Here is a 24,836-nt window from a genome sequence, read left to right on the forward strand (position 1 = left end):
ACGAGCAGCGAAAGCCGTCCTCCCCTATGCGGCATTCGGCGGGTTCGATTCCCGCACCAGGCACTTACACACATTCGTCTCAGCAGCAGAAAGGGAAACCATGGGTGCGAATATGGGTGAAATGCGCGAGTCGGCTCGTGAATACCTCGAAGGAGAGGGTCGCGACCCGGAGCGGTACAACATCGACGGCATCGTTCGGGACGCCTGGGTCAACGGCGACGGGTCGGACGAGGTGTGGAAGGCGGCCGTCGAGAAGCACCACGTCTGGTTCATGGTCGGTGACTGGGTGCGCATCACGGTGGAGGTCGAGGACGGTTTCACCGAGCACCACTACGGTCCGATTGAGAACTTCCGCAAGCCCGACGGGAATTTCTACCGCCGTAACGTGGCCAAGCCGTACGCCGCTTTGCTCCACCCGGAGTACACCCGCAGCCACGTCGTGCCGCTGTCCGAGCTGGTCGCGGAGATCGAGGACTTCGAGATCGTCATCGAGTGGTCTCAGGTCCACGAGGGCGGGCCGCGGCACAACTACGGGGTCTACCAGTGCATCGGCGGTCACGGCCCCTACCCGCCGCCCGCCAGGGTGATGGTGACCCACAAGGTGTCCGGGCGGAAGAAGCGGTTCTGCGACGCCTGCAACACCCCGGAGAAGCGGGCCGACCTCGCCGGCGAGGCACTGATGTACCAGCGCAACGCCAAGCAGACGATCTTGAAGCTGCGCGCGAACCCGGAGCTGATCACCGGCCCGACCGGCGACCCCTTCTCCTCCTACGACAAGACCGAAGCCGACGTGTACCGGGAGTTCGCTGACACCTTCACCTGGCTCGTGCCGGCCAAGGCAGCCGAGGTGTATGCCGCGTGGAAGGAGCAGCAGGGTGCGCACGCCGCTGCGTAAGACGTGCACGACGGGCGGCTGCCAGAGCAGGGCGACCCACCTCCTAGAGTACAACGATGACTCCCCGCTCGCGGACAACGTGCGCCGGGTGCACGACCAGGTGTGCGAGGAATGCGGCAACAGCTACATGCGCACCAACCGGGTCAAGCGCTGGCGCCCGTACCTGGCCCGCAACGGTGGCGCAGAGCAGAGCATGTCGCCGAGGATCAGGGTCCGGATTCAGTTGGACGACGAGCCCGACGCGTACCCCCGGGATAGCGACTGGTGGGACGTCAAGGACGCAGCAGAAATGCGCGCGGGTCTGCTCCAGGTGTACGTCATCGACATCATCGACAGCGTCGGCGAGGTCATCACGGAGTGCCCGAACCGGCTGGCCGGCCCGGGCTTCGAGGGCGTCTACCAGCGGCCCGCCGAAATCGAAGAGAAGTGGCTGGCGTACTGCGCCGCCGATCACTGGACCCCGTATTTCGGGATCGGGCCCGGCGAATTGGTCACCTTCGGTGGAGAAAACCTGCTGGTGGTCAATTACGACCAGATCGACCAGGACTACGGCGACATCGGTGCCAACACCGGATTCATTCTCTGCCAGCCCACCACCACGACGGCCGTCCGCATCCTGGTGTGGGTCGAGGAACTGAAGAAGGTCAGGGAGGTCACGGCATGACGAAGGAAGAGCGCACCCCGAGAGCGACAGTCCAGGGTGGACGATCGTCCAGGCCCGGCGCTCGGAGTGGCGCGGCGAGTTCTACGGCGTGTTCCTCGGTGAGCGAGACGGCGAATGGATCGCGGGCCGCTCCACCGACGAGATGGATCGGGCGTGCGTGTACCGGGTGGTCAACGGGGTGACGGAGCCGAAGCCGTACATCACCTGGGACGCACAGCTCGTTGAGGCGGGGGAACTCATCAAGGCCAAGCCGATGCTCACACCGGGGTGGCTGTTCATCCTGGACGTGTCGTGACCGCTGCACCTTCGTGGAGGACATCAGGACGGAACCGCGAGAACAAACATCTGATGACCGCACGCGCAAGGCGATCTGGCGACTTCCCTGGAAGGGACGACCGATTGATGAGTCAGCACATCCTGCGCCACGACGGCGCCCGACCCACCACGGTGAAGTGTCCCGAGTGTGGCGACAGCTCCCTCAACAAGGGGACTTGTTCGTGGGTGCTGCCGCATCCGGCGACCCGTAAGAAGGACCGGAACATCGTTGAGGAGTTGCATAACGCGGGCCATCTTCCCGAGATCGACTACCGATGAGCTTCCTCGACGCTCAACTGCCCGGCGATCGCCTCGACACCGAGATGCGGCTGATCGCGGCCAACCTCACCCCACCTCACCCGGCGGTACAAGGTGCTCCCGGTCGGCCGCGCCTCCGTCGTCATCCAGCGCCCCGAGCTGTGATGCGTCACCACCGAGGACGAAAGCAACCTCACCCTCGTCCTCGGATCCAGCGCGCACGCCAAGGTTCCGTCCCATTCTCCGCATGAATGGGCGGACGAGACTGTTGCCTTCGCGCTGGACGGCAAGACCTACGAGATCGACCTCACCACCGCCAACGCGGACAAGCTCCGGGAAATCCTGGAGCCGTACGCCGAGGCAGGACGGAAGATCTCGGGTCGACGTAGATCGGCTACCGGAAGGCGTGTTGAGGTCGGTGCCGACTCGACGGCAATCCGGACATGGGCCAGGTAGAACGGGTGGCCCGACATCGCCAACCGCGGGCGGGTGACGGCCGAGGTCCGCGATGCCTTCGAGAAGGCGAACAAGGACAAGTAGCCCAACGCAGCAGAGAGAGGATCCTGCCGGTGGTCCGGCGGGCCCTCTGCTGTTTTGAGAGGAGAGGGCAGGAATGGAACAGCGCACCGACAGAAAGACGCTGGAACTGGCCAGAGAGATGGTCAAGGCCATGGCGGCGCACATCCAGGGAGGTACGAGCAGGTACCCGACGCTGCGCGAACTGGTGCCGTACGTGGGGGCTGGCAACAAGGAGGTTCCGATTGGTCCGATCCCGATCCTTCCGGATGAGCGCCGCGAGATGGCGGCCATGGGCCGCGACGCCGCGATCCACGAGTTTTGGAAAGACGGCAAGGCGGTTCTCGCGATGGATGAGTACCTGCTGGCCAACCTGTCGGAGTCGCTGGCTGAACTGCCGACGGCTGCGGTAAGGAGTCTGGAGTACAGGAATCCCCTCATCGTCCTCACCACCCCGGACTTCTCGGACGAGGACTCGGAGGGTGGCTACCCTCACGTCACCACCGAGAGGCAGTTCCGGAACTCCTGCGTCGAGGACACGGACGGCTACCTTCGCCGTACCTTCGGTGTCGAGGTTCCGGACGGAGAGACCGTTCACGTCATCACGTGCACCGGCAAGATCCTGCGTATCTACTGGAAGGAAGCGGAGAAGTGAGCCCGGCTCGAACGGTTGAAGTGGTCTGGTACTACCGGGACCCGCGCGGCGGCCTGGGGCAGGACGAGACCGCGGAGCGCAAGACGGACGTGGTGCTGCTGGAGAAGTACGCCGACGAGCACAACATGTCACTGGACGTGTTCGGCGAGGTCCGTCGATCCCTGGCCGTGAAGTACTTCGGAGAGAGCCTCAAGGGCAACAACATCTTCGCCGACAGCATTACGAGCGTCTGCAACTGCGAGTCGACCGAGGCGTGCGAGTACGCCGAGTTCGACGGACACCGGTTCAGCCTCAGCGACGGCTCGCGTATCGGCAGCATGACGATCCGCGAGAACGTGCCGAACCCACACGAGGGCTACCCGAACTCCAGGCTCGGGGTGGAGAACGTCAAGAAGCCGTGGGCAGAGCTGACGCTGGCCGCGATCATCGAGCAGGAGAGGCACCGGTGAGCGACGTGCAGGAGCACCTGGCAAAGATGCTGCGGATCATCGGCATCGAGAAGATCACCGCGCGGAGCATCGAGAAAGTGTAGGTCCGCATCCGGATGTGGGAGGACGCCGTACGGTGCTCCCGCTGGGACGCTGACGCCGGCGAGCAGCGGTTCACAACGCCTGAGGAAGTCCGAGAGAACGTCGGCGTGGCCGCAGCCGACGGCACGAAGAAGCTGTCGGACGTACAGTTCGACAGGCAGCGCGCCCACAACGTCCGGGTCGAGGCCGAGAAGTCGTACGCGTCCCTCACCCGCTTCAACTGAGTACGTGCTCAGGGAAGACGAGGCCTTCGTCCAGGAGAACGGGCATGTCTTCATCTCCAAGAGGAGCGCCTGACCAATGAAGATCGCCATTGTCAGCTCGACCGCGCTGCTCACCTTCCCTGGCAAGTCCTTCTGTTCACTTCCGCATCAAGGCATGCAGCGAACACCACCGGCGTTTAGGCGCCAAGCTAGGGCGCTCTACCTGCCGGGGAAAGCTGATTCAGCGCGTCAGGCGTTCGGAGCGTTCGCCGAGTCCGCTCGGGGTGCGAGACCGGTCCGGTCCCTGCGCAGCGGGCCCGAGGCCAACCCCAGCAGTCCGACGCCGACGAGCACGGTTGCGCACGCGGCAGTGACAACTGTCGGACCCTCGAGGTCAGCAAGTGCGCCGAGCAGGTTGTTCATGAGCAGCAGGGCGAGACTCTGTACGAGGACGAGTACGGCCTGCACGCGAGACAGATGGCTTGCGGGAGTTGCTGTGAGGATCAGCGGCGCGATGTGGGCAGAGAACATCCCGTTTCCCACGCCAATGACCAGGGCGGCGGTCGTCGCCACCGCCACGCCGGGCGCGAGTGCGAGTACGAGTACTCTCACCCCGGCCAGTGCCAGCGCGCTCGCCGACAGAAGCCCTGGGCGGCCCAACGGCCCCCGCTTCACGACAACCGCGGTGACCGCCACCATCCCTACTCCCTGCGCTCCGATCACGAGGCCAACGGCTCCCGCGCCCCACTGCTCCTGGCGCGCGAGCAAGGGGAGGAGCAGCGGGAGGACGGGCAGCAGCAGCCCGGCCGCGGCTCCGGTGAGACACAGCCCCGGGCGCAGCACGGCATGGGAAAACGCCACACGCACACCGTCTATGGCGTCCCTGAGGAGACTGGACGGCCCTGAGGGCGGCACGCGGTCTCGGGGCCGGACGGCCACCAGCACGAGCAGAGTGAGGGCGAAGGTAGCGGCGTTGACCAAAGCGGCGCCTGCCAGGCCGGCGAGGCCGACGAGTACACCGCCGAGTGGGCCACCGCCCATGTTGACGACCTGACCACCGATCTGCCGGAGAGACAGAGCGCGAGGAAGCTGCTCCTTTTCCACCAAGCGGCGAGGCATGGATCCGGAAGCCGGCAGGTAGAACGCGTCGACGACACCGACGGCTATGCCCGCGGTGATGAGCAGGAGAGGTGGAGCCCCCAGGTGAAACGCGACCGCGGCCAAGAGGAGTGAGAAGACCAGCATCGCCGCGTCGCCCGTGATCAGTACGCGTCGCGCGCTGAATCGATCGCTGACCGCACCCCCGATGAGCAGGAGAAGGACGCGGGGAAGCGTGATGGCACTCAAAGTCAGTCCTGCGACCGTGCCGCCGTGCTCGCTCGCGGCCCAGCCGAGGGCGAAGTAGAAGACCGAGTTGCCTGCCAGCGACACCAGAATTCCGGCCAGCCACAGCATGTAGGAGCCGGGCAGCCGGCCCTTGTCCCGCACCTCATCAACTGATGGGTGGGATGCTGCTTCATGGGGCTTGGTGGAGGGGCGCGCGAGGTTGTCGTCAGGTGCTGACACTGGGCGCCCCCGGCTTGGTCCAACTGGAGATTGAGATCACAGAGCGCACGGTCTCAGACAGCACTGACACTGGAGCTGTTGCGCCTGCAGCCAGCACTAATGGGAGCGCTGACTTCCACCTGCCATGCCGACAAGGCTGTCTGCTAGCCGCGCACCTTCAACGATCACCGTTCGACGTCCCCGAAGCCCACGGGTCAGGTTCTAGGGGCGGCGAGCCAGCAAGTGGGTGTCGAGGAAGCCCCGTTCGGAGGCCGGGTCGTGGAGCAGCCGGGCAACCATGACGAGCCCGGCTCCGGCCAGCAACTCGGAGAACAGGTCCGCCGGCCAGCTGTAGGCGGGTGCCACCTTGTGATCGAAGCCCACCGGCTCCCGTCCCTCGGTCCCGAAGAACGACACCATGAGCAGACCTCCCGGGGCTAGGACCCGTACCTGCTCGGCAAGCAGCGCGGGCAATTCCTCAGGCGGGGTATGGATCATCGAGTAGTGGGCGAGCACTCCGCCGAGGGTGCCGTCCTCGACCGGCAGGGCCTCCATGCGCGCCTCGTCGAACCGCAGCGTGGGATGGGCCCGCCGGGCATGGTCGATCATGGCGGGGGAGAGGTCGAGTCCGAAGGCGTCCAGCCCCAAGTCGTGCAGCATGGCCGTCAGATGGCCGGGTCCGCACCCGACGTCGGCTGCCCGCAGGTTCCCCGTCTCGCGTACGAGCTCGGCGAAGGTGCCGATCATGTTCCGTGCGAACGGCTGTGTCTCCAGCTGATTGGCGAACAGCGACGCATACAGCTCGACGACCCCGTCGTAGCCCGCCTTGGTCTTGTCCCGGTACTCCGTCACGGAAAGGGAAGCTAGCATCCGTGCACTTTCGCAGCTCCTCCGGCCCCGTGCCGCCCTCGCCTCAAGCCATGGTCCGATCTGCGTTGTTGTTCCAGGGAACGGGACGATGTTGTCGGCGGCCGGTCCGCGTTCTGCTGGCTCGTCGAGTTCCTGGGTGAGGACTGCGCCGGCGAGGGTAAGCCTGGTGACCAGTTGGCGAAGCTCTTGAATCTCGGCCTTCTGGTTGGCGATGGTCGTCTTGAGCTTGGTGACGGTTTCCCGGAGTCGCCTTTCGGGTTCTGGGGTCTGTCGGGCTTCTGTGCGGACTCGTTCGTAGAACTCGTTCTTCAGGTCGACGTGCCGTTTGAGGAGGGCCATGCGGTGGACTCCTGCCTCGGTGGCAAGGGAGGCAACGGTGAGGCTGCCGTTGGAGATAGTGGCGTGTCCGGTCAGGAGACGGTCCATCGCCTCACGGATGCGGGCGCGCTCGTCCTGGTGCTCTTGGTTCATGTCCATGCCTCGGCGGGTTGGGCGTTGGCGTCGTGGGTGTCGGCGGTCTCGTGGAGCCGGTCCGCGTTGGCCCGCATGCGCTTGCCCACGGGTTCCGGTGCGTGGGATGCCAGTTGGTAGATCTCATCAGCTCGCTCGCGCAGCAGACGGGCGTGGGTGTCAGTGCGGATGGTGTTGCCGCAGCCTGGTCGGCAGGCGTGTTGCCTGGGGGCGTTTGCGTGCGGTTCGGGATCGCAGAGTGCGTTGTCCCACTTGAACGCACAGATCAGGAACGCGTCGGGGTTGTCGAAGAGCACAACGCCGTCCCGGGCGAGGTACGCGGCGGCTTTCCTCACAAACGTGCTGGAGACGAGGCGGCCTGTGAAGCGAGGGACCTGTGCCGCTGCGGCGAGAGCTCTGCGGGCGGCGGGACCGGAGAGGTTTTCGCCTGCGGCGGCGCTGTCGCGCAGCCGTGCGGCAGTGTCGGCAGCGGCCAGTGCGGTCTCGACGTCGAGGACGCCGTGGATGCCCCGTCGGCTGCGGCTTGCGTAGCCGCTGGAGGTGCGGGCATCCAGGACCGTGCGCAGGTGCCCGTACTGGATGGCGAGCGCGATCAGCCCGCCGGGCCGGCGGGCGATATGCCAGGCAAGGTTGTGGACGGGGTTTGGGACTGACCGTTGACCGTTCCTGGTGCTGTTGAACGGGTCCTGGCATCTTCTAGCAGATTTGGCTCCCACCGCAGATGCCCCGTGGGGTCCTAGGTTGCGCTTCTCACCCCGGAGACCTCAGCGGAGTGCAATAGTTTGGCGCCATGGTCATGACCATGGTTGAGATGGATGATGGTGCACAGCTCCGGACCTGGACTACGGGCTCGGTGATCCTGCGTCGAGCTCCTGTGGTCCTGGTGCACGGCGGTCCAGGGGTCCGCGACTACCTCGCCCCGGTCGCCGACATCATCGACGACTTGTGTCTGGTCCATCGCTATGACCAGCGTGGCACCGGCGGATCACATTGGGAGGGAGAGCACACCATCGGCCGCCACGTTCACGATCTGACGTTGTTGCTCGATGCGTGGGGACACGACCAGGTTGTCCTGATGGGGCATTCATTCGGGACCGACCTGGCAACTCACTTCCTGCTCGCGCATCCCGAGCGCGTGGCCGGGTTGATCCAGCTTGCCGGGCCTTTCCTGGAGCCGTGGCGGGAAGCTGACCGTGCAGCCCAGCGAGCACGGCGCTCGGACGAGCAACAGGCCAGGCTCGATGAACTCGATGCGATCGAGTTCCGCACTCACGCCGAGGAGATCGAATTCCTCGCGCTGTCATGGTTCACCGACCATGCCGATCGGGAATGCGCATGGGACTGGGCACTGGCATCAGCCCATACGCAGAGGCCCATCAACTACGTGATGAACAGCCAGCTCAACGTCGCGAAGAAGACCGCTCCATTGGAATCGCATGTGGACGAACTTCGAGCGCACCTGCCACCCGGAGCGGTGATCATTGGCGGAGCCGGTGATTCTCGCCCAGCGGCTGCCCTGCTGCGTCTGGGAGCACAGCTCAACTGCGAGGTCATCATCATCCCGGACGCTGGGCATGATCCTTGGCTGGAAGCACCAGAGCTGTTCGGCGCAACGCTCCGTGCCGCTGTGAAGCGTCAGCCCCGAACGGCCCGCTGACCGGCGGAGCCTTGGCACTCGGAAGTTCTTGTCCGTCAACCCCGACGACGGTGGATGTTGACGGTCCTCTCGACGGGACACGTCCACCGGCAGCGGACGGACCTTCCCCCACTTGAACAGCTTCGTGAACGCCGCCGCCTCACGGTTCCACTTCGTCCCGCTGATCCGCCGCGGGTTCTCCGGGGCCCGGCACCGCCAGTCACGGAAGTCCGTCAAATCCTGCTCGGTCGCCTCACGCCACGACACCCCGCGAGACGACAAGAACTCCAGAAGTATTCGGATATCCGTCGCGTAATTCCGCTTCGATTCCCACTCCAGGCTGCTGAATTCCTTGGACCGCACGAAATCCAGCAGCCCCGTGTCGACCAATCCGTCCGGTCGCACGTACACAGGATCACCTGGCCTCAGGCCGATCCTGGCCACTGCCTCCGGCAGGTCCCGTACCCCCAGGACACCTTCATCTGGCAGCGGCGCCCACTGCTCGGGATCCGGCACCCGCACTACCTGCCACGTACTCAACCCACACCCCTCCTGGCGCTTGAACACGCCCAATCATCAGGGAAGGCGCCACGCCGTGGAGCGGCCTCCACCACATACCGCTTCCCGCAGCGAGCGACTTGGCCCAGGTTCTCGTGCGGTCCTACCGCCTGATCGGACGACTACAGCAGGCGCACCAGGCAGAAGGCAGCGCAGAAGAATGGCAGTCCGCAATGAGGATCATCACGGACGCAGCCGCGGCACGGGCCAGGACCAGCTCCGGCTATATCGAGAGAATCCGGAAGTTCGCTGCCGGCAAGACGTACCTGATCGACAACGGGCTCTACCACGAAGACGAGCGGTAGAACCAAGGACACCACAACGACTCGGCGGCTCACCAATTCTGGTGGGCCGCTTTTGTTATCCCTAGAAGGAGTTCCGCATGACCATTCACATCGGTGAGTCAGGCCAGACTGTGGAGCCGGGTCAGGAGTTCACCATCCCTAGCCTGAACTACACCCTCACCTACATTCGCACCGACGGCGACAACCTGATCCTCCGCGACAGCTCGGGCGAGTTCACGAGGCCGATCCGGCAGAAGTACCTGGCGGAATACGGGCACCGCCTGTCGAACACCGGCGAGAGTGTCGGCGACAACCCGGACTTCAAGACGTTCTCGCCCGACACGTTCACGTTCAAGTGCGCCGACTGCGAGAAGACCGCGCCGGTAGCCGCATTCCGCGAGATCAACTGCAAGCCCGACGTCACGGACCTGGCGCTGCTGATCTCCACCCAGTCCGGGGAGGCGGGGCAGTCCGGCTCGTGGGACGACCCCGGCGTGGCGATGGAGCTGGCCGAGCTGGTCCTCAAGGAGAAGGGCCTCAAGTAGGCCGACAGAGATACCAGAGCGCATCGTTTACCTTGCCCTTTTGGCGTAGCGATTCACTGGCCGATCCTGTGCGGAGTTGTCGGCCCTTTTCATTCGTGAGGAGAAACCCATGGACAAGATGAAATGCACAACGCCCGGCTGCGAGGGGACGGTAGAGATTTCCCTGTTCGCCTACCTCGACGGATTGGAAGACGGCACGGTGAGCATCGGAAACCTCTGCCTGGAGCAGGGTGTCGAGACCGAATGCGGCCGGTGTGGCAACGAGCCCGTCGCCCCGACCGACTACACCGACGCGATCCGCCGCCTCGGCCCAGTCGACACCGGTCAGAAGGATCTGCTGCCGAAGATCGGGACCGGGCTGCCGCGGACCGACGTCATCACGTACGTCGATTCCGACGGCAACCCCGGCACGGAGCTGTTCATCGACGGCGTCAAGATCGCATGCCCGCTGCTGCACAACATCCACAAGCACACCATCGACGGCGGCCGGTCCGGTGAGGACCACGCCTGGGCGTGCTCTATGTGGCAGCAGGCGAACGACCCCAGCCTTCCCGCCGCGGTCCGCGCCGAGTTCGCCTCCACCTTCGCGCGCACGCGCCACGACTGCACGAGCGAGTGGGAGAAGTGCGAGTCCTGCGAGAACTGCGGCGACGAGCCGTGCCCCGTGATCACCGCCGCCAACAACACTGAGGAGACCTCCCAGTGAACGACACCCTGATGCCCGTCGCCGAAATCCGTGCCGCGCAGAACAAGCGTCTGGCACTGCTTGGTCTCGACCCGGTGTCCGAGACCGAGTACGAGAACATGCACCACCACTCCGGCGACGACTTCATGACCGAGTACCGCTTCAACCGGCGCGGTACGGCCGACCGGGTCGTAGGCACCGTCACTGAGTGGGCCCGCGGGGTCCTGGGCACCGTCACCGAGTGGGTCCGCGTCGGCAAGTTGGTGGAAGCGACGAAGCACGAGGTCCACATCGGCGGCACGGACGCGGGCACCTACACCGTCATCGAGACGCCGAAGGCCACCTATGACGGTGCGGACTGCCGCATCTCCCTGGACGGCAAATACATCGGCCACGCCGCGACGCTTCCGCGGGCGCTCTACCTGATCCAGCGGCACTATATCTACGGCACCACCGAGCACCACGAGATCATGGACCGGCCGATGTTCATGGAGCACATGGGCGACGGCCTCGACATCGTGGTCACCGAGGGCCCGGACTTCGACATCGACCAGTACCCCGACGGCGGGTCGTTCATGTTCACGTACATCAACGACTACGACCCGTGCCGCGGCGAGTACTCCTACCTCGTCAATGACAACGAGGCCATGGCCACCGCAAACTGGGCCTTCATCGACGACAACGAGGAAGACCCGGCCGAGTGGCGGATCAAGTCCATCGACTACCACCCCGGCGAGCCGGCCGTCACCTACTGCTTCAACGACGCCCGCGTGCCCGTCGACAAGGACGCCACCTGAACGTCCGGACTGCTTCCGTCCGCTCCTTCGGGGGCGTGGCGGTGGCCGTCCGGCCAGCACGTAGCGACGAGAGGACAGCCGTGACCAGCAAGACTCAGGCATCCGAGCTCGACGGCGTGAACTGGCGCAAGTGCGCTGCCGAGCGGCCCGGCCGCTACCAGTACAACGTCGGGATGCTCAAGCCAGAGGAGACCACCAGCGGGCTCGGCTACATGGTCGACTGCAACCAGAGCGAGACGAAGTGGGCCGCGTACCGCTACACAACCGACAACTCCCAGTGGTGGGCCGCGCAGGGGGACGGCAACCCGCGGGACCTCGTCGCCCGCCTGGAAGTCGCCGACGGCAAAGACTATGCCGCCGTACAGCAGATCGACGACCGCACCGCCACCTTCGCACAGCTCGCGGCGATCGACTGGAACAACGTTCCCGTCGCGGCCGGCGACCACCACGTCTCCCGCCTGCTCGCCGGCAAGATCGGCGACTTCAAGGACTACTACCAGCCTGAGCACACGCACCTGCGCTCGATTGTCGAGGGCTGGCTCACCCGCTACTCCGCCGCCCACGCCTACCGACCGGAGAACTGACCACAACCCGACAGCTCTGGACCGCCGCTCACCTCCGCGCCGGTGACCTCGTCGAGAACGACGTGATCTCCACAGCGGACAGGTGGAGATCACGTAACCGAGGTCTGGCTGGAGGAGGCGAGTCGAGTTCTGCAAGAAGTACCCCGACACCGCGTGCCGGGTGGACCACTGCGGACGAGAGGGGCCGAGCGCCGTTTCGGAAATGCGCTTGAGCTGGAGGTCCTCGGGGCCGGCCGGAGCGTTGATTAGGTCGATGTCGCGACGGAGCTGCTCGACTGGTGTGCCTAGGACGCCGGCGTGGCCTCCGTAGAGTTGTTTGGCGTGTTCGGCCGACTCAACTCCGGCATTGTGTGCGGTGAGCTTGGCGTGGTGCAGCCATGGGTCGCATGGCTCGCCCTGGTCGAGGAGATGGGCAGCGTGGTACGTGGTCACCTCGGCCGTCATCAGGCAAGCCTGCATCTTGGCGACTCGGTGGCGGGCGGTATCCAGATCGCAGAGGTGGTCCCCGTAGCGCTTCCGCGTGGAGACCCATCGCACGGTCTCTTCCAGCATCCGCTCGTGGGTGCCGAGCGCGACGGCGGCCAGGTTCAGGCGGCCGTAGACGACGCTGGCTGTCTGGGCGATGTCGAAGCCGTCACCGACCTCGCCGATGATCTGGGTCTTTGGTACGTGCACGCCGCTCATCCGTAGGGTGTCGACGCTGAATCCATGCAGTCCGTTGACGCGCTGCGGTACGACATCGAGGCCGGCTGTCCCCTTTTCGACGAGGAAGGCGGTCAGGCTGCGCTTCTCTCCGGGCGTTCCGGTGCGGGCGACGACGCAGTGGACGTCGGCGAGAGCGGCATTGCCGGTGAACGCCTTCTCCCCGTCCAGCACGTAGCCCGTGCGCGTGTGGCGGGCAGTGACCTCCATGCCCAGGATGTGGCTGCCCTGTTCGGGATCGGTCACTGCGATGGTGGGCCAGCACCGTCCTGCAGCGATCTCGGGCAGCCATGCGTGCTGCATGTCCGCGCTGCCGTACTCGGCGATGGGCGCGGCGCCGAGTATCGACGCCTGGAGGATGGCGCCGGCCGCCGGGCTGGTGCGGGATAGCACTTGGATGATCACCGTCTTGGCGACGTGGCCCAGGCCCAGACCGCCCTGCTCGGTATTGATCAATACACCGAGCAAGCCAGTGGCGCTGAGGATCTTCCGGATTTCAGGGTCGGTGTGCGGCCCTCGGGACTCCATTTCGCTCGCGAGCGGCGCGATTTGGGCAGCGGTGAGCGCTTCGACTTGGTCCTGGAGGCGGCGGTGCTGCTCGGTCAGGAACGGCCGAGAGAGGAGGGCGATGGGCATCGGGATCTGCTCAGTGTGGGCAGGGCGCAGCGTTCTGCTTCGTCGTGCTCGGCAGGGTCGAGGGGTGATCGCGGGGAGCGCGGCGCTGCTGGTCTGCGCCGGGCTGTGGGGAGTGCTGCCGCAACTGGTCCAACGGCACGCGGCGCGAGCCGCGGCCAGGGCGGCGGAGGAACCGTCAGCAGGATCAGGCCGGTAGAAAGAGGCAGCGCGTAGCCCGTAGCGCCGAAGGCTGTCGCACGGCGTGGCCGACGGCAGGAGGCGATCCTCCCACCAGGACAGGGCCATGACGGTGCCGAGTAGGACGAAGGGTGCCAGAACCGGGATGAGCAGCGCGTACATGCGTACCGCCTGTGGTGAGACGGGTGCGACACTGCGGGGCAGCAGAACAGAGTCAAGATCAGAATGCGTGGTGATTGATCACAGAAGAAACCGCGGAGTTCGGATCGAGAGCTCGCCCTCAACCGGTACCCGAGGCGGCCCGCACGGCTGCGGCCTCGTCCCGGGCGCGCTCTGCGGCCACGGGATCGCCTGCCAGGGTGTGGGCCCTGGCCAAGGTGGCGAGGCCGACGGCCAGCCAGGTCCGGGCGCCGATCTGCCGCCACAGATCGACGGCTGCTTCGGCCCGCCGACGGGCCGGCCCTGGACGCCCGGCGACGAGTTGCGCCTCCGCCAGCGCGTAGAGCGTCGCCGCCTCGCCCCAGAGGTTGCCGAACTCCCGGTAGGCCCAAAGGGCACGGGCCAGTAGTCGGCGTCCCTCTCGTTGAGCACCCTGGCGCACCAGGACGTCCCCGAGCCAGCAGTTGGCGTGTGTGGCACTGAGCCGGTCGCCGAGGCCCTCGCTGATCGAGGCGGCCTGCCGGAAGGAGTCGGCGGCGTCCGGATAGGCGCCGAGTGCGCGGTGGCTCTGGCCCAGGCACCGCAGGGCCTGGGCTTCGCCGGGGCGGTAGCCCGCGTCCCGGCTCGCCTGAAGACACTGCGCGAACCGCTCCATGGCCGCCTCGATGCGCCCCTGCTCCAGGTCGATGACGCCGATCCCATTGGTGGCGTAGACGAGGCAGTTGACATTTCTCGCAATACGGGCCAGCTCGGCTGCCTGCCCGAAATGATGTACGGCCAAGGAGTACTGGCCGAGCAGGCGGTGGACGTAAGCCAGCCCGGCTGTGGCACTGGCCAGGTAGGCCGGGCCCTCGCCGTGGGCGAGCGCAAGCGCCTGCTCGAAGTGGTTCAGTGCCTCCGGGTACCGGTCGAGGATCGTGGTGAGTTCACCGAGGCATCGGTGGAGCTGGGTGGCGCTGCGTGTGTTGCCGCTGCTCAGCGCTGCCTTGAGCGCCCTGTTCTGCAGCCGCTCCCAGTCGTCGAAGTGGCTGCCGATCTGGAAGAGAGTGGTCAGGGTGGTCGCCAGCCCCGCGGCCGATGCCATCTCGGCCCCGTCGAGCGTTCGGTCCGTTACCTCGATGAGGAACTGGCGCTCGTCGTTGAACCAGGCCAGCGGGTCCCTAAGGAGTTGACCGCTGTCCGCGGCGGAGGGCCGCCAGGACGCGAGGGCGGTCTGGGAGATGCCCTGGAAGTCGACGCTGAGGCTGTCCGCGGCCAGGTCGGCGAGGTGCAGGCTGGCGCCCAGGAGCCGGGACAGTGCGGCGGCACGGTCCTGCGGCGACACTTCCCGCTCCGCCCGCTCCCGGCCCAGCAGCCGCACCAGGTCATGCAACCGGTAGCGCATACCGGCGGCACCTGTCGAACCGGTCTCCACCAGATGGACCTCGACCAGGTCGTCCAGCACGGCTTCCGCCCGGCGCAGGTCCAGGTCCAGGAGTGCGGCCAGGGCCCAGACCGCGAAGTCCGGGCCGGGCAGCAGCGCGAGCATACGCAGCGCGTGCCGACTCGTGGGAAACATCGCCCGGTACGTCAGTTCGAGGCTGGCTCGTACGGCTATGTGTCCCACGGCGAGTTCGTCGAGCTTGCGCTGCTCGTCGGCCAGCGCGCGGGCCACCTTGCCCAGCGGCCAGTGCGGCCGTGCGGCCAGCCGCGCACCGGCGACCCACACGGCGAGCGGGAGGCCCCCGCAGGTGTCCACTATGGCCTGGGCCGCGCCGGGATCCGCGACGATCCGGTCGGCGCCGAGCATCTCACGCAGGAGGGCGAGTCCTGTCGTGGAGCCCAGAACCCCTAAGGGAAGCCGATGACTGCTGAGGTCTGCCAGGGTGGTCCGGCTGGTGACGATGGCGGCACAGCGTGCTCCACTGGGCAGGAGGTAGTTCACCTGCTGCGCATCGGCCGCGTTGTCCAGCACGACGAGCGTCTTCCGCTGGGCCAGCAAGGTGCGATAGAGGTGGACCCGGCCGGTGAGGTCCGGTGGCACCGCACCGCCACGTACGCCGAACGCCCGCAGGAAGGCGCCCAGGACCGTGAACGGCTCGGCCCGCTCGGTATCGAAGGCCCGCAGGTCCACATAGAGTTGGCCGTCCGGAAACCGGGGGGCCAGCAGATGTCCCGTGTGCACGGCCAAGGCTGTCTTGCCCACCCCTGCCGACCCCGTGACCAGCAGGGTTACTGAGCTGGGCGTCTCCTGGCCGAGAACCCGGCAGGCCATGGCCAGCTCCTCGTCTCGGCCTACGAACAGGGTTGGCGCCGGTGGAAGCAGGCGCGGCGGAAGCTGCCGCCCGTTCGCTCCGCCCTGGACCTCAGGACTGCTCCCGCTGGTGTCGTCGGACGCGTCCGGATCCCGGGGGAGCGCGGCCGCCGCCGGGGTGGCCCGAGGGCCTGGATCGCGCGCCGGTGCGGAGGCGTTGGCCGTGGCGTTGGCGGCCGCGTTGGTGATCGTGGTGACCGTGGTGCCTGGGGCGGCGAGGGCGGGGTCGGCGGTGAGGATCCGCTGGTGGAGCTGGATCAGCGCGGGGCCGGGATCGGTGCCCAGTTCCTCGGCCAGGCGTCGGCGCTGGACCTCGTAGTGATGCAGGGCGTCGGAAGCCCGTCCGCTGCGGTACAGACCCACCATGAGCTGCTCGGCCGCCCGTTCGTCCAAGGGGTGCTGGTCCGCCAGGGCCGAGAGCTGGGCCAGCAGCACTCCGTGATGGCCGAGACACAGTTGTGCGTCGTTGAAATCCAGCGTGGCGGCGAACCTCTCCCGCAGCAATCCCTCACGCAGCGTGCCGAACCATGGCGTGTCACATGCCATGAAGGGATCCCCCTGCCACAGTTCCAGCGCCTGTTCGAAGAGCTCTGCGGCCTGGGTGACCTCAGCGGCCGCGCGGGCCTGTTTGACGAGGGCACGGAACCGGTGCGCGTCCACGGCATGGCGTTCGACCAGCAGCGCGTAACCCCCGGAACGCCGGACGATCAACGCGTCTTCGCCGGTCGGCTTCAAAGCCTTCCGTAAGCGGGACACGTAGCTGTACAGCGTGTCCCTGACGCGCTGCGGTGCACGGTCGCCCCAGACCCGGCTGATGAGCGTGGCGGCCGGAACCGCGCGAGGGGTCTCGACGAGCAGCGTGGCCAGCACAGAGCGCTGCTGTGGAGGACCGAGCTCCACGGCCACGTCGCCGATGCGCGCCGTGATGTCACCGAGCACGCGGAACTGGACCGCCATCGGGCCTCCTTGAACCAGGTCCCAGCTTGCCCAGCCGACCCTCACCAGCCAATTCCAGATCGCGCCAAGCTTCCGCCAAGACCGGCCAGAGACCGTTCACTCGTGGCTCGGCAGAACCTGGAACGCAACCGAGAACAACGTTGAGAGGCATGAACACGACGGCTCCCTACCGGGCGCCCGCACCGTTCGGCATGACCGGTCGTCAGTAGGTGGAGACGAGGAAGCGGGGGAACAATGGACGCGCGGTACCAGGAGTTCTGTCTGGTCGACCCGGTGTTCTACGACACGCTGGCCCCCGGCGAAGGCCGTGGTGACGAGTTCGAGGTCCACCGCCGTCCGCTGCCGCCGGGCTGGCAGCGCATCGCCCTGGAGGGCTGGCGCTCGTACGCTCCGCCTGACGCCCCGATGCCCGCCCAGGGCTGGAAGGTGCACGCCTGCGCGACGCCGGGGAACGCGCAGGCCACAGCGGCCATCGTGTGGGAGTACTGCCTCGCACACCGGCTGCCGTTCAAGATCGTGACGGGCCTGCGGCAGTATCTGATGAAGAACTCCAAGTACACCGACCGGGCAGGCAGCGGCAAACTCGTCACGGTGTACCCGGCCGACGAGGAGGGCCTGCGACGGGTACTTGAGGGACTCGGCGCACTCCTGGACGGCTGGCCGGGGCCGTACATCCTCAGCGACCTGCGCTGGCGCGAAGGACCGCTCTACGTGCGGTACGGCTCCTTCCTCCACCGCCCCTACGCCGACGAGGCGGGGCAGCTCCACTCCGGCATCGAGGATCCGCAGGGAAACCTCGTGCCCGACCCCCGCGGACCGGTGTTCCGCACACCGCCCTGGGTGAGGGTCCCCGCCCTGCTCCAGCCGGAACTGGACCGCCGGGGACAGCTGACCGTCGACGCCTTCCCCTACGAGATCGTGCGTGCCCTGCACTTCTCCAACGGCGGCGGAGTCTACGAGGCCAAAGCCCCGGCCACCGGCCGCAAACTGATCGTCAAGGAGGCCCGGCGACACGCCGGCCTCGACGCCGCGCAACAAGACGCGGTCACCCGGCTGCGCCACGAACGCGACATCCTCCAACGGCTGAGCGGACTGTCATGCGTTCCGGTCCTGGAGGACTACTTCACACTCGGCGAGAACGAGTACCTCGTCGAGGAGTTCTCCGACGGAGTGGCCCTCAACGAGTGCTACGGGCAGCGTAATCCGCTGATGAGAGCCGGCAGCACCCCGGAGGATTACGCCGCGTACGGCCGGTGGGCCCAGAGCGTGTGGAGCGCCGTGGCGCGGGCCGTCGAGGACATCCACGGCCGCGGCATCGTCCATGGCGACCTGCATCCCTTCAACATCATCGTGCACGAGGACACGGCGCAACCACGTGTCGTCCTCGTCGATCTCGAAGTGAGCGCACCCGTGGAACAGTCACGGCGCCCCACCCTGGAGCACCCTGGCTTCGGCGCGCCGCGGGACCGGCAGGGCTTCGCCGTGGACCACTACGCGCTCGCCGCACTACGCCTCGCCCTCTTCATGCCGCTGACCACCCTGCTGCGACTGGACCGCGACAAGGCACACGGCCTGGCCGACCTGATCGCCGCCACATTCGGCCTCCCGCGCGGCGACTTCGACGAAACGGTGGCCGTGCTCGGCGGTGGACTGTCCGAGGCAGGTGCTCCTGGCGTTCGCGACCACGCCCCCATCACCTTGAGGCCGGAGGCGTGGCCGCGATCCCGGGACTCCCTCGCCGCGGCAATCAGCGCGAGCGCCACCCCGGACCGCACCGACCGGCTCTTCCCGGGCGACGTCGAGCAGTTCACCGCCCACGGCGGACTCGGCTTCGCCCACGGCGCCGCCGGCATCCTGTGGGCGCGGCACGTCAGCGGCGCGTCAGCTGATCCCGAGGGCGCCGCGTGGCTGGCCCGGCGCACCAGCCAGGCCGGCCGGCTCATGCCACCAGGATTTTACGACGGGGCACACGGCATCGCCCACGCCCTGTGGGAGCTCGGACACCAGGACCAGGCACTGACCCTCGTCGAACGCACCACGAGCCTCAGCGCTGAACAGCTTGACAGCAGCCTGCACTCCGGCCTGTCGGGAATCGGCCTGAACCTGCTCTCATTCGCCCACCACGGCCACAGCGTGCTCTGCCGCGCGGCCGCCGAACGGATCGCCGTCCTGGTACGCCGCCGCATCACCGCCCGCACCACCCATCCGGACGCTACCGGCAGGGGACAGGCCGGACTGCTGCGAGGGGCCAGCGGTCCCGCGTTGTTCCTGACCGCCATGTACGAGGCAGACGGTGACCCGTCCTGGCTCGACGCCGCCGCCGACGCGCTGCGTCTGGACTTGCGGCGCTGCGTTACCGACACCACCGGAAGCCTCAAGGTGAACGAGGGATGGCGCGTGGTGCCCTACCTCAGTGTCGGCAGCGTTGGCATCGGCTTCGCCCTGCGGCGCTACCTCAGACACCGCCCGGAGCCGGAGATGGCAGACGCCCTACGTGCCATCGGGGGCGCGGCCTGCGGCGCCTACTACGCGTTCAGCGGTCTCTTCGACGGACGTGCCGGCATGGTCCTATTCCATGCCACCGCCGACCCCGGCCATTCCACTGGTGCCGCCCAACCACCGGACGCGCTCGCCCGGCAGGTGCGGGCACTGAACTGGCACCGGCTGCACTGGCAGGGCCACCTGGCCTTCCCCGGTGACCAACTGCTGCGGCTGTCGATGGACCTGGCGTCCGGCAGCGCCGGAATTCTGCTGGCCCTCGCAGCGGCCCACGGCGTCAGACAGCAGGGCCGTCCGGTGAGCCTTCCCTTCCTTCAGTGACCGCCCGGCGGGCCTGACCCACAAGTTTCCCGAGCCGGCCGGCCCGGGGGAAAGAGGCCTCTTCCGTTCCGTACGGGGCGAGGCCGGACCAAGAGGAGCGAAAGATGAGCATGTACGACCTTCAGGGCCTGATCCAGCGCGAGGAGACCGAGGCGCAGATGGGCAGCGACGGCAGCTGGTGGAACTGCAGTGGCGCCTCGTGGTTCATGTGCTGAACGGACACACCGGCACACGCTGACCAGCAGTGATCCGAGGGCGTACGGCCGCGCACTCCAGCGGCCGTACGCCCGCCACTCCGCGAGCCCACCTTGTGCCACGCCGCCACTCCCGGCCCTCCGCCCTCCGTACGCCTTCGACAAAGGGACCGCCCATGGCACCCGAGGACTCCTACGCGTCCCTCGCCCGCTTCCTCGCCCGGTTCCATGGCCGGGTCGCTCTGGCGGCCCTGCTCGTCACCGTGAACGCTGCGGCAGCGGTGCTTCCGGCCTTCATCGCCCAACGCCTGATCGACGGAGGCGCGATACCAGGGGACCTCTCGCGCGTCTACGCGCTGGGCGCCGCCCTGGTGGCCGCGGGGCTGCTGGCCGCCGGCGCCGCGTTGGGCGAACGCTGGCTCGTGGTCCGGCTCGCGGAGGACGTGACCGTACGTCTGCGCTGCGATCTCTTCCAGCACCTCCAAAGCCAGTCCGACGCCTTCTTCAGCGCCGCACGCACCGGTGCGCTGGTCTCCCGGCTGAGCGGAGACGTCCAAGGCGTCCACGACCTCATCGCCCGCACCCTGCGCACGGTCGTCTCCTCACTGGTCACTCTGGCTGTGACGGGCGTCGCCCTGTTGCTCCTCGACTGGCGCATCGCGCTGGCCGTCGCAGTCCTCGTCCCGGTCGTGTACGCGCTCACCGCGCACGCGGGCAGCGTCCTGCGGGGCATCGCCCAGAGGCAGTTGGGAGCCACTGCGGACCTCGACTCGCTGGCCGCCGAGCAACTGAGCGCAGGCGGCGCAGAGACCGTCCGGCTCTTCGGCGCCGCCCCCCGCGAGGCCGCCCGGTTCCGGGCCGCGGCCGTGCGGCTGCGGCAGACGATGATGCGAGGCGCGTTGCTGGACGCCCGGATCGGAGCCGCGCTGACGGTAGCGACCACGTCCGCGACCGCCGCGGTCTACGTCGGCGCCGGCGCGATGGTCAGTGACGGCACCATGTCCGTGGGCACCCTGGTGGCCATGGCGAGTCTGCTCACGCTCCTGTACGGGCCGGTCGCGGCCCTTCCTGTCTGCCGTCTGGAACTGGTCAGAGGAATGGTCAGCTTCGACCGGGTCCGGGAAATCATGCAAGTCACGCCTCTGATCGCCGACCGCCCCGGCGCCCGAGCCGTCGCCGGGACCGATCTGGCTTTCGCCGACGTTGCCTTCACCTACCCCCCGCCGGACCGCAACACCCCCACGTCGCTGCTGGCCGCCGGGACGGAGGGCGAGGACACGCGGAAGAACGGGGAAACAGACGAACCCCGTCCGGTCCTGCGCAACGTCACCTTCACCGTCGAGGCAGGCATGACCGTGGCGATCGTGGGCGGATCGGGGACCGGGAAGTCCACCCTCGCCCGGCTGCTCACCCGCTCATGGGAACCCACAGCCGGCCGGATCGAGATCGGAGGCCAGGACATCGCCGGTCTCTCCCTGGACGGCTTGCGCCGTCACATCGGTGTCGTCACGCAGGAACCCTTCCTCTTCCACGGCAGCATCGCCGACAACCTCCGCCTGGCACGCCCCGACGCCACCGACGACCAGTTGCTCGCAGCCTGCGAGACCGCCCAGATCCTGGATCTGGTCCAACGCCTCCCGGCGGGACTGGGCACCGTGCTCGGCGACCGTGGCGTCCAACTCTCCGGCGGGGAGCGTCAACGCCTCGCGATCGCCCGCATGCTGCTGTGGGAGCCGCAGATCGTCATCCTGGACGAAGCCACCTCCCATCTGGACAACGCCACCGAACGTTCTCTGCACCTGGCGCTGCGGCCCTTCCTGAGCGAACGAACCTGCCTGGTCATCGCACACCGGCTCTCCACCGTCCGGCACGCCGACCTGATCCTGGTCCTCCACGACGGGCGGATCAGCGAACAGGGGTCACACGACCAACTCGTCCGCCACGACGGCCACTACCACCGGCTCCTGAACGCCCAGCCCGCGCGGCAGACCGCTGGTGTGGAATCGCCCTGGGCGCCCGGGCCCGTGCGACCGGCCCGGGCTCCCGCGAAGCCAGGGGCCAGGACATGAACGACAACGCCGTCCCGCTCCTCGGCCGGGTCTCGCCGCCTGGCCGAACGCGTCCGCGCGGAGCTCTGCCTCCCGGGGGCCCCGTAGGCCACCCGCCCGGACCACGTACCACCGGATGCGGCTGATCCCGCACGTACCAAGCCGCAGGTTGCGGCAGGGGCTGCGATGTGGCGGCCGCAGCTCTTGGCCCGACGCCGGTGGCCCGCAACGCCGCGACTATCGCCAGGGCCTCCGCCTGGTCCACGGTCGCCATCACCGGCTGGATCGGCGGCGCCATCTGCGCCAGCACCTCCAGCAGCAGAGCCCACCGCTGCTCCAGGGGCAGGTCCATCACCGGGTGCCCGTGAGGCACCACCAATGCGTCGAACGCGATGAAGGACACCAGAACGCCGTCGGGTGTAGTTCCTTTCGAGGGATAGCTGAGCTGGGAAGACGCTGATGGGTGTGTGGTCGGTGCCGTCGTACTTCTACCGTGGTGGGGTGGAGGTGGGGTGTCATGGCGTCTTTGCCGGAAGAGCTTCAGGCGCGGGAGGCACTTCCACGCGGCCCGCGAACATCAACACCTCTACCCCAGCCATGACCAGCAGAACTGCAGCCTCAATGCCTGATCCCGACCATCACTTCGAAGGAACCGCACCCGAGGCGGAAGGGCCGATGCCGCCACAGATTGGCGTCCTGCTCGGTGGGCGCGGGCGCTCGGCCGTGGGGAGGTCGCGGCTGATCACGCGAGGACTTCATGTGCCATCCCCTGCGCTGTCTCGCACGTCCGTCTCGGGAGTGGTGTCCAGGTATCCGGCGGCCTGGAGGGCGAACATCGAGGCGGCCGGACGGCGATGGCTGGCTGGACGTCGAGCCCGGACGGCACCGCAACGGCCCGCCTGACCGGACCGCCCGGATCGTGGATTGCGAAGTTCAACGGCACCCCGAGCGTCAAGGAGGTCCGGCGATGAACCCGATCGGGCTGCGCACGCTGATCCACAAGGACCTGAACGCGCAGGCCGACACGCAGGGCAGAGACATCCTGACCGTCGAACCGATCCCGCCGGTGCCAGGCGAGCCGGTGCGCCTGCGGGTGCAGGCGCCGGACCCAAGGGCGCGAGCCGCACCTGATCGAGAGCATCCGCCTGCTTCCGTCGCCCCCCGGTCGATGTGGACGGGGGCTCCGGCGCCTACGGTGCCGGGCTCGCCCGGGTGCTGGCTGCTGCCGGTGTCACCGTCGGGGACATGGACCGTCCGGACCGCAAGACGCGGCGGATGAGGGGCAAGTCCGACCCGATCGACCTCAACGCCGCCGCGACGGCCGTGCTGTCCGGCTGGCCACCGGCACACCGAAGAGCCGGGACGGCGTGGTCGAGGCGGTGCGGGTGCTGCGGACCGCCCGCCGCCACCAGGCCCTGGACGCCGAGATCGGCCCGCTAGTCAAGCAGGCGGCCCCCACGCTGGCGGAGCTGTTCGGCATCGGCCCCAAGACCGCCGGCCAGCTGCTGGCCTCGGCCCGGGACAATTCCGAACACATGCGGTCTGAGGGTGTTCACGCACCTCGCCGGTGTCGCTCCGATCCCGGCCTCGTCCGGCCGCGCTCACCATCGCCGCCTCAACCGCGACGGCGACCGGGCCGCGAACAACGCGCTGCACACCATCGTGCTGGTCCGAATGCGCTTCGACGAACGCACCCGCGCCTATGTCGAACGCCGTACCAAAGCAGGGCTGTCCAAGAAGGACATCATGCGCTGCCTCAAGCGAATCGTGGCCCGAGAGGTCCACCGCGCTCTGACCAACACACCGGCCACGCACATCACTCAAAACAACCTCGCTTCAGCTGCCTGACAGCTATATGAGCGTCCCGAGAACGGAAAATCCGATGAGCGCCAAGCTGTACGACGGGCTGCGGCTGACCGCGCACACACCCGGCCTTTTCGAACTCACCCGCGTGATCTCCAAGCGCATGCGCGAGGTCTTCCGCGAGCTGACTGTACCCATCATCGCCAGGAACGTCGCCCGCGTCGTCGACGACGCCGAGGTACGCGAACGCGACATGGGCGGCCCCCTGCACAATTACCTCGTCTACCGGGCCCGGAAGCTCTGGCTCGACGAGCAGGCCGGACTTGATGACCGCATGACGTTCCACGATCCGCTGCGCTTCAGCATCGTCTTCGGTCAGGTTGACGACGAGTGGGGCACACACCGGCTGGCGTACCCCTTCGCCGGGAACCGCGCGTACACCGACGCACTCCTGGCCCCCGAAGCCGATGGCCACCCGATCTTCGTCGACTCCACTAGGGGTTGTGTGTCGTTGTGATCAGCCAGTTGCCTTCAGGAGGTCGTTGATCCAGAGCATCGAGGCACGGAGGTGGAGGCCGGCGAGGTAGCTCTCGGGCGTCTTGTCGTATCGAGTCGCGATACCGCGCCATGCCTTCAACTTGTTGATGAGCCGCTCGACGGTGTTCCGCTCCTTGTAAAGATCGCCGTCGTGGCGTGTGGGGCGGCCCTTCTTCTTCCGGTTGGCGGACTGGTCCTTCTTCTCCGGGACGACTGCCTTGATGCCACGTTTCCGCAGGTAAGAGCGGTTAGCGCGGGACGAGTAGGCCTTGTCCGCGGCGAGATGAACCTTGCTCGTCAGCCCACCACGGGATCTGCCGTTCTGTTCTGGCGGGCCGCCCCCTTTTGCCGGGCCCGCTCCTGCTCGGTGGCGGCTTCGTCGAGGGCGGCAACGTCAACAACGACCTCACCAAGAGCTGGAGGAGCGGGAGAAGTAACGAATCGGACAGCTGTGGCTGCCGTATTCGTCTCTGGCTGGACGTTCCGCTACCGAGGCACA

At 67.4% G+C, this 24,836-nt stretch carries 22 protein-coding genes and 4 pseudogenes; 19 read left to right on the forward strand and 7 right to left on the reverse strand.

Annotation, left to right across the window (positions count from 1 at the left end; translation table 11 throughout):
- The first annotated feature begins 121 nt into the window (after positions 1 to 121).
- The 7 genes and pseudogenes from ACWDZ7_RS36650 (at position 122) to ACWDZ7_RS36680 (ending at position 3,752) form a co-directional block, all read left to right on the forward strand.
- Complete coding sequence (locus ACWDZ7_RS36650; RefSeq protein ID WP_451803072.1) at positions 122 to 895, forward strand: hypothetical protein; 774 nt, start codon at positions 122 to 124, stop codon at positions 893 to 895.
- Complete coding sequence (locus ACWDZ7_RS36655) at positions 876 to 1,559, forward strand: hypothetical protein (protein WP_451803073.1); 684 nt, start codon at positions 876 to 878, stop codon at positions 1,557 to 1,559. Before ACWDZ7_RS36650 ends, ACWDZ7_RS36655 begins: the two co-directional genes overlap by 20 nt.
- Before the next feature lie 88 nt (positions 1,560 to 1,647).
- Entirely contained in the window at positions 1,648 to 1,854 is a 207-nt protein-coding gene (locus ACWDZ7_RS36660; protein ID WP_451803074.1) for a hypothetical protein, read from the forward strand.
- Between the two features lie 107 nt (positions 1,855 to 1,961).
- Positions 1,962 to 2,153 (forward strand): hypothetical protein, encoded by a 192-nt coding sequence (locus ACWDZ7_RS36665; protein ID WP_451803075.1) that lies wholly within the window; start codon positions 1,962 to 1,964, stop codon positions 2,151 to 2,153.
- A gap of 234 nt (positions 2,154 to 2,387) precedes the next feature.
- Positions 2,388 to 2,672: pseudogene (locus ACWDZ7_RS36670) on the forward strand (histone-like nucleoid-structuring protein Lsr2); the annotation flags it as partial.
- Positions 2,673 to 2,745: 73 nt separating this feature from the next.
- Positions 2,746 to 3,303, forward strand: coding sequence for a hypothetical protein (locus ACWDZ7_RS36675; RefSeq protein WP_451803076.1), 558 nt, complete (start codon positions 2,746 to 2,748; stop codon positions 3,301 to 3,303).
- Positions 3,300 to 3,752 (forward strand): hypothetical protein, encoded by a 453-nt coding sequence (locus ACWDZ7_RS36680; RefSeq protein WP_451803077.1) that lies wholly within the window; start codon positions 3,300 to 3,302, stop codon positions 3,750 to 3,752. Before ACWDZ7_RS36675 ends, ACWDZ7_RS36680 begins: the two co-directional genes overlap by 4 nt.
- Before the next feature lie 533 nt (positions 3,753 to 4,285).
- Here the strand turns inward: ACWDZ7_RS36680 and ACWDZ7_RS36685 are convergent.
- The 3 genes from ACWDZ7_RS36685 to ACWDZ7_RS36695 all read right to left on the reverse strand — a co-directional run bounded on the left by ACWDZ7_RS36685 (position 4,286) and on the right by ACWDZ7_RS36695 (position 7,638).
- Positions 4,286 to 5,524, reverse strand: a complete 1,239-nt coding sequence (locus ACWDZ7_RS36685; RefSeq protein ID WP_451803078.1) for an MFS transporter — start codon at positions 5,522 to 5,524, stop codon at positions 4,286 to 4,288.
- A 279-nt stretch (positions 5,525 to 5,803) separates the two neighbouring features.
- Positions 5,804 to 6,451, reverse strand: coding sequence for a class I SAM-dependent methyltransferase (locus tag ACWDZ7_RS36690; protein ID WP_451803102.1), 648 nt, complete (start codon positions 6,449 to 6,451; stop codon positions 5,804 to 5,806).
- A 467-nt stretch (positions 6,452 to 6,918) separates the two neighbouring features.
- A complete protein-coding gene (locus tag ACWDZ7_RS36695; RefSeq protein WP_451803079.1) occupies positions 6,919 to 7,638 on the reverse strand; it encodes a hypothetical protein in 720 nt (239 codons plus the stop codon).
- A 74-nt stretch (positions 7,639 to 7,712) separates the two neighbouring features.
- On the opposite strand from ACWDZ7_RS36695, the gene ACWDZ7_RS36700 reads away from it, so the two are divergent.
- Positions 7,713 to 8,579 (forward strand): alpha/beta fold hydrolase, encoded by an 867-nt coding sequence (locus tag ACWDZ7_RS36700; RefSeq protein WP_451803080.1) that lies wholly within the window; start codon positions 7,713 to 7,715, stop codon positions 8,577 to 8,579.
- Positions 8,580 to 8,699: 120 nt separating this feature from the next.
- Here the strand turns inward: ACWDZ7_RS36700 and ACWDZ7_RS36705 are convergent.
- Positions 8,700 to 9,125, reverse strand: a pseudogene (locus ACWDZ7_RS36705) (integrase); the annotation flags it as partial.
- 164 nt (positions 9,126 to 9,289) lie between these two features.
- Between ACWDZ7_RS36705 and ACWDZ7_RS36710 the strand changes: the two are divergent.
- The 5 genes from ACWDZ7_RS36710 (at position 9,290) to ACWDZ7_RS36730 (ending at position 12,011) form a co-directional block, all read left to right on the forward strand.
- Positions 9,290 to 9,421: a hypothetical protein gene (locus ACWDZ7_RS36710; protein ID WP_451803081.1), complete on the forward strand. Its 132-nt coding sequence runs from the start codon at positions 9,290 to 9,292 to the stop codon at positions 9,419 to 9,421.
- 77 nt (positions 9,422 to 9,498) lie between these two features.
- Positions 9,499 to 9,945, forward strand: a complete 447-nt coding sequence (locus ACWDZ7_RS36715; RefSeq protein ID WP_451803082.1) for a hypothetical protein — start codon at positions 9,499 to 9,501, stop codon at positions 9,943 to 9,945.
- A 109-nt stretch (positions 9,946 to 10,054) separates the two neighbouring features.
- Positions 10,055 to 10,651, forward strand: a complete 597-nt coding sequence (locus ACWDZ7_RS36720; RefSeq protein WP_451803083.1) for a hypothetical protein — start codon at positions 10,055 to 10,057, stop codon at positions 10,649 to 10,651.
- The gene (locus ACWDZ7_RS36725; protein ID WP_451803084.1) at positions 10,648 to 11,427 is read left to right on the forward strand and encodes a hypothetical protein; all 780 of its coding nucleotides are present in this window, start codon (positions 10,648 to 10,650) and stop codon (positions 11,425 to 11,427) included. The genes ACWDZ7_RS36720 and ACWDZ7_RS36725 overlap by 4 nt, the downstream gene beginning before the upstream one ends.
- Before the next feature lie 80 nt (positions 11,428 to 11,507).
- On the forward strand, positions 11,508 to 12,011 hold the full coding sequence (locus ACWDZ7_RS36730; RefSeq protein ID WP_451803105.1) for a hypothetical protein: 504 nt from the start codon (positions 11,508 to 11,510) through the stop codon (positions 12,009 to 12,011).
- 249 nt (positions 12,012 to 12,260) lie between these two features.
- Here ACWDZ7_RS36730 and ACWDZ7_RS36735 read toward each other — a convergent pair.
- Positions 12,261 to 13,688 (reverse strand): annotated as a pseudogene (locus ACWDZ7_RS36735) (acyl-CoA dehydrogenase family protein); the annotation flags it as partial.
- 118 nt (positions 13,689 to 13,806) lie between these two features.
- Positions 13,807 to 16,935, reverse strand: a complete 3,129-nt coding sequence (locus ACWDZ7_RS36740) for an AfsR/SARP family transcriptional regulator (protein WP_451803085.1) — start codon at positions 16,933 to 16,935, stop codon at positions 13,807 to 13,809.
- A 234-nt stretch (positions 16,936 to 17,169) separates the two neighbouring features.
- On the opposite strand from ACWDZ7_RS36740, the gene lanKC reads away from it, so the two are divergent.
- The 6 genes from lanKC (at position 17,170) to ACWDZ7_RS36770 (ending at position 24,317) form a co-directional block, all read left to right on the forward strand.
- On the forward strand, positions 17,170 to 19,755 hold the full coding sequence (lanKC, locus tag ACWDZ7_RS36745; RefSeq protein ID WP_451803086.1) for a class III lanthionine synthetase LanKC: 2,586 nt from the start codon (positions 17,170 to 17,172) through the stop codon (positions 19,753 to 19,755).
- A 104-nt stretch (positions 19,756 to 19,859) separates the two neighbouring features.
- A complete protein-coding gene (locus ACWDZ7_RS36750; protein WP_451803087.1) occupies positions 19,860 to 19,970 on the forward strand; it encodes a SapB/AmfS family lanthipeptide in 111 nt (36 codons plus the stop codon).
- Between the two features lie 155 nt (positions 19,971 to 20,125).
- The gene (locus ACWDZ7_RS36755) at positions 20,126 to 22,018 is read left to right on the forward strand and encodes an ABC transporter ATP-binding protein (protein WP_451803088.1); all 1,893 of its coding nucleotides are present in this window, start codon (positions 20,126 to 20,128) and stop codon (positions 22,016 to 22,018) included.
- A 1,224-nt stretch (positions 22,019 to 23,242) separates the two neighbouring features.
- Positions 23,243 to 23,437, forward strand: a complete 195-nt coding sequence (locus ACWDZ7_RS36760) for a hypothetical protein (RefSeq protein WP_451803089.1) — start codon at positions 23,243 to 23,245, stop codon at positions 23,435 to 23,437.
- A 108-nt stretch (positions 23,438 to 23,545) separates the two neighbouring features.
- Positions 23,546 to 23,845: a transposase gene (locus tag ACWDZ7_RS36765; RefSeq protein ID WP_451803090.1), complete on the forward strand. Its 300-nt coding sequence runs from the start codon at positions 23,546 to 23,548 to the stop codon at positions 23,843 to 23,845.
- Between the two features lie 34 nt (positions 23,846 to 23,879).
- Positions 23,880 to 24,317 (forward strand): hypothetical protein, encoded by a 438-nt coding sequence (locus tag ACWDZ7_RS36770; RefSeq protein WP_451803091.1) that lies wholly within the window; start codon positions 23,880 to 23,882, stop codon positions 24,315 to 24,317.
- Here the strand turns inward: ACWDZ7_RS36770 and ACWDZ7_RS36775 are convergent.
- Positions 24,318 to 24,724, reverse strand: a pseudogene (locus ACWDZ7_RS36775) (transposase); the annotation flags it as partial.
- Positions 24,725 to 24,836: the final 112 nt, after the last annotated feature.

The organism is Streptomyces sp. NPDC003032, from assembly GCF_053591415.1.

What these genes read in the sequence shown, in the direction of transcription:
- ACWDZ7_RS36650 (WP_451803072.1), top strand. Translation starts at nt 122, where the DNA reads ATGCGCGAGTCGGCTCGTGAATACCTCGAAGGAGAGGGTCGCGACCCG.
- ACWDZ7_RS36665 (WP_451803075.1), top strand. Translation starts at nt 1,962, where the DNA reads ATGAGTCAGCACATCCTGCGCCACGACGGCGCCCGACCCACCACGGTG.
- ACWDZ7_RS36675 (WP_451803076.1), top strand. Translation starts at nt 2,746, where the DNA reads ATGGAACAGCGCACCGACAGAAAGACGCTGGAACTGGCCAGAGAGATG.
- ACWDZ7_RS36690 (WP_451803102.1), bottom strand. Translation starts at nt 6,451, where the DNA reads ATGCTAGCTTCCCTTTCCGTGACGGAGTACCGGGACAAGACCAAGGCG.
- ACWDZ7_RS36700 (WP_451803080.1), top strand. Translation starts at nt 7,713, where the DNA reads ATGGTCATGACCATGGTTGAGATGGATGATGGTGCACAGCTCCGGACC.
- ACWDZ7_RS36710 (WP_451803081.1), top strand. Translation starts at nt 9,290, where the DNA reads ATGAGGATCATCACGGACGCAGCCGCGGCACGGGCCAGGACCAGCTCC.
- ACWDZ7_RS36715 (WP_451803082.1), top strand. Translation starts at nt 9,499, where the DNA reads ATGACCATTCACATCGGTGAGTCAGGCCAGACTGTGGAGCCGGGTCAG.
- ACWDZ7_RS36720 (WP_451803083.1), top strand. Translation starts at nt 10,055, where the DNA reads ATGGACAAGATGAAATGCACAACGCCCGGCTGCGAGGGGACGGTAGAG.
- ACWDZ7_RS36740 (WP_451803085.1), bottom strand. Translation starts at nt 16,935, where the DNA reads ATGGCGGTCCAGTTCCGCGTGCTCGGTGACATCACGGCGCGCATCGGC.
- lanKC (WP_451803086.1), top strand. Translation starts at nt 17,170, where the DNA reads ATGGACGCGCGGTACCAGGAGTTCTGTCTGGTCGACCCGGTGTTCTAC.
- ACWDZ7_RS36750 (WP_451803087.1), top strand. Translation starts at nt 19,860, where the DNA reads ATGAGCATGTACGACCTTCAGGGCCTGATCCAGCGCGAGGAGACCGAG.
- ACWDZ7_RS36755 (WP_451803088.1), top strand. Translation starts at nt 20,126, where the DNA reads ATGGCACCCGAGGACTCCTACGCGTCCCTCGCCCGCTTCCTCGCCCGG.
- ACWDZ7_RS36760 (WP_451803089.1), top strand. Translation starts at nt 23,243, where the DNA reads ATGGACCGTCCGGACCGCAAGACGCGGCGGATGAGGGGCAAGTCCGAC.
- ACWDZ7_RS36770 (WP_451803091.1), top strand. Translation starts at nt 23,880, where the DNA reads ATGAGCGCCAAGCTGTACGACGGGCTGCGGCTGACCGCGCACACACCC.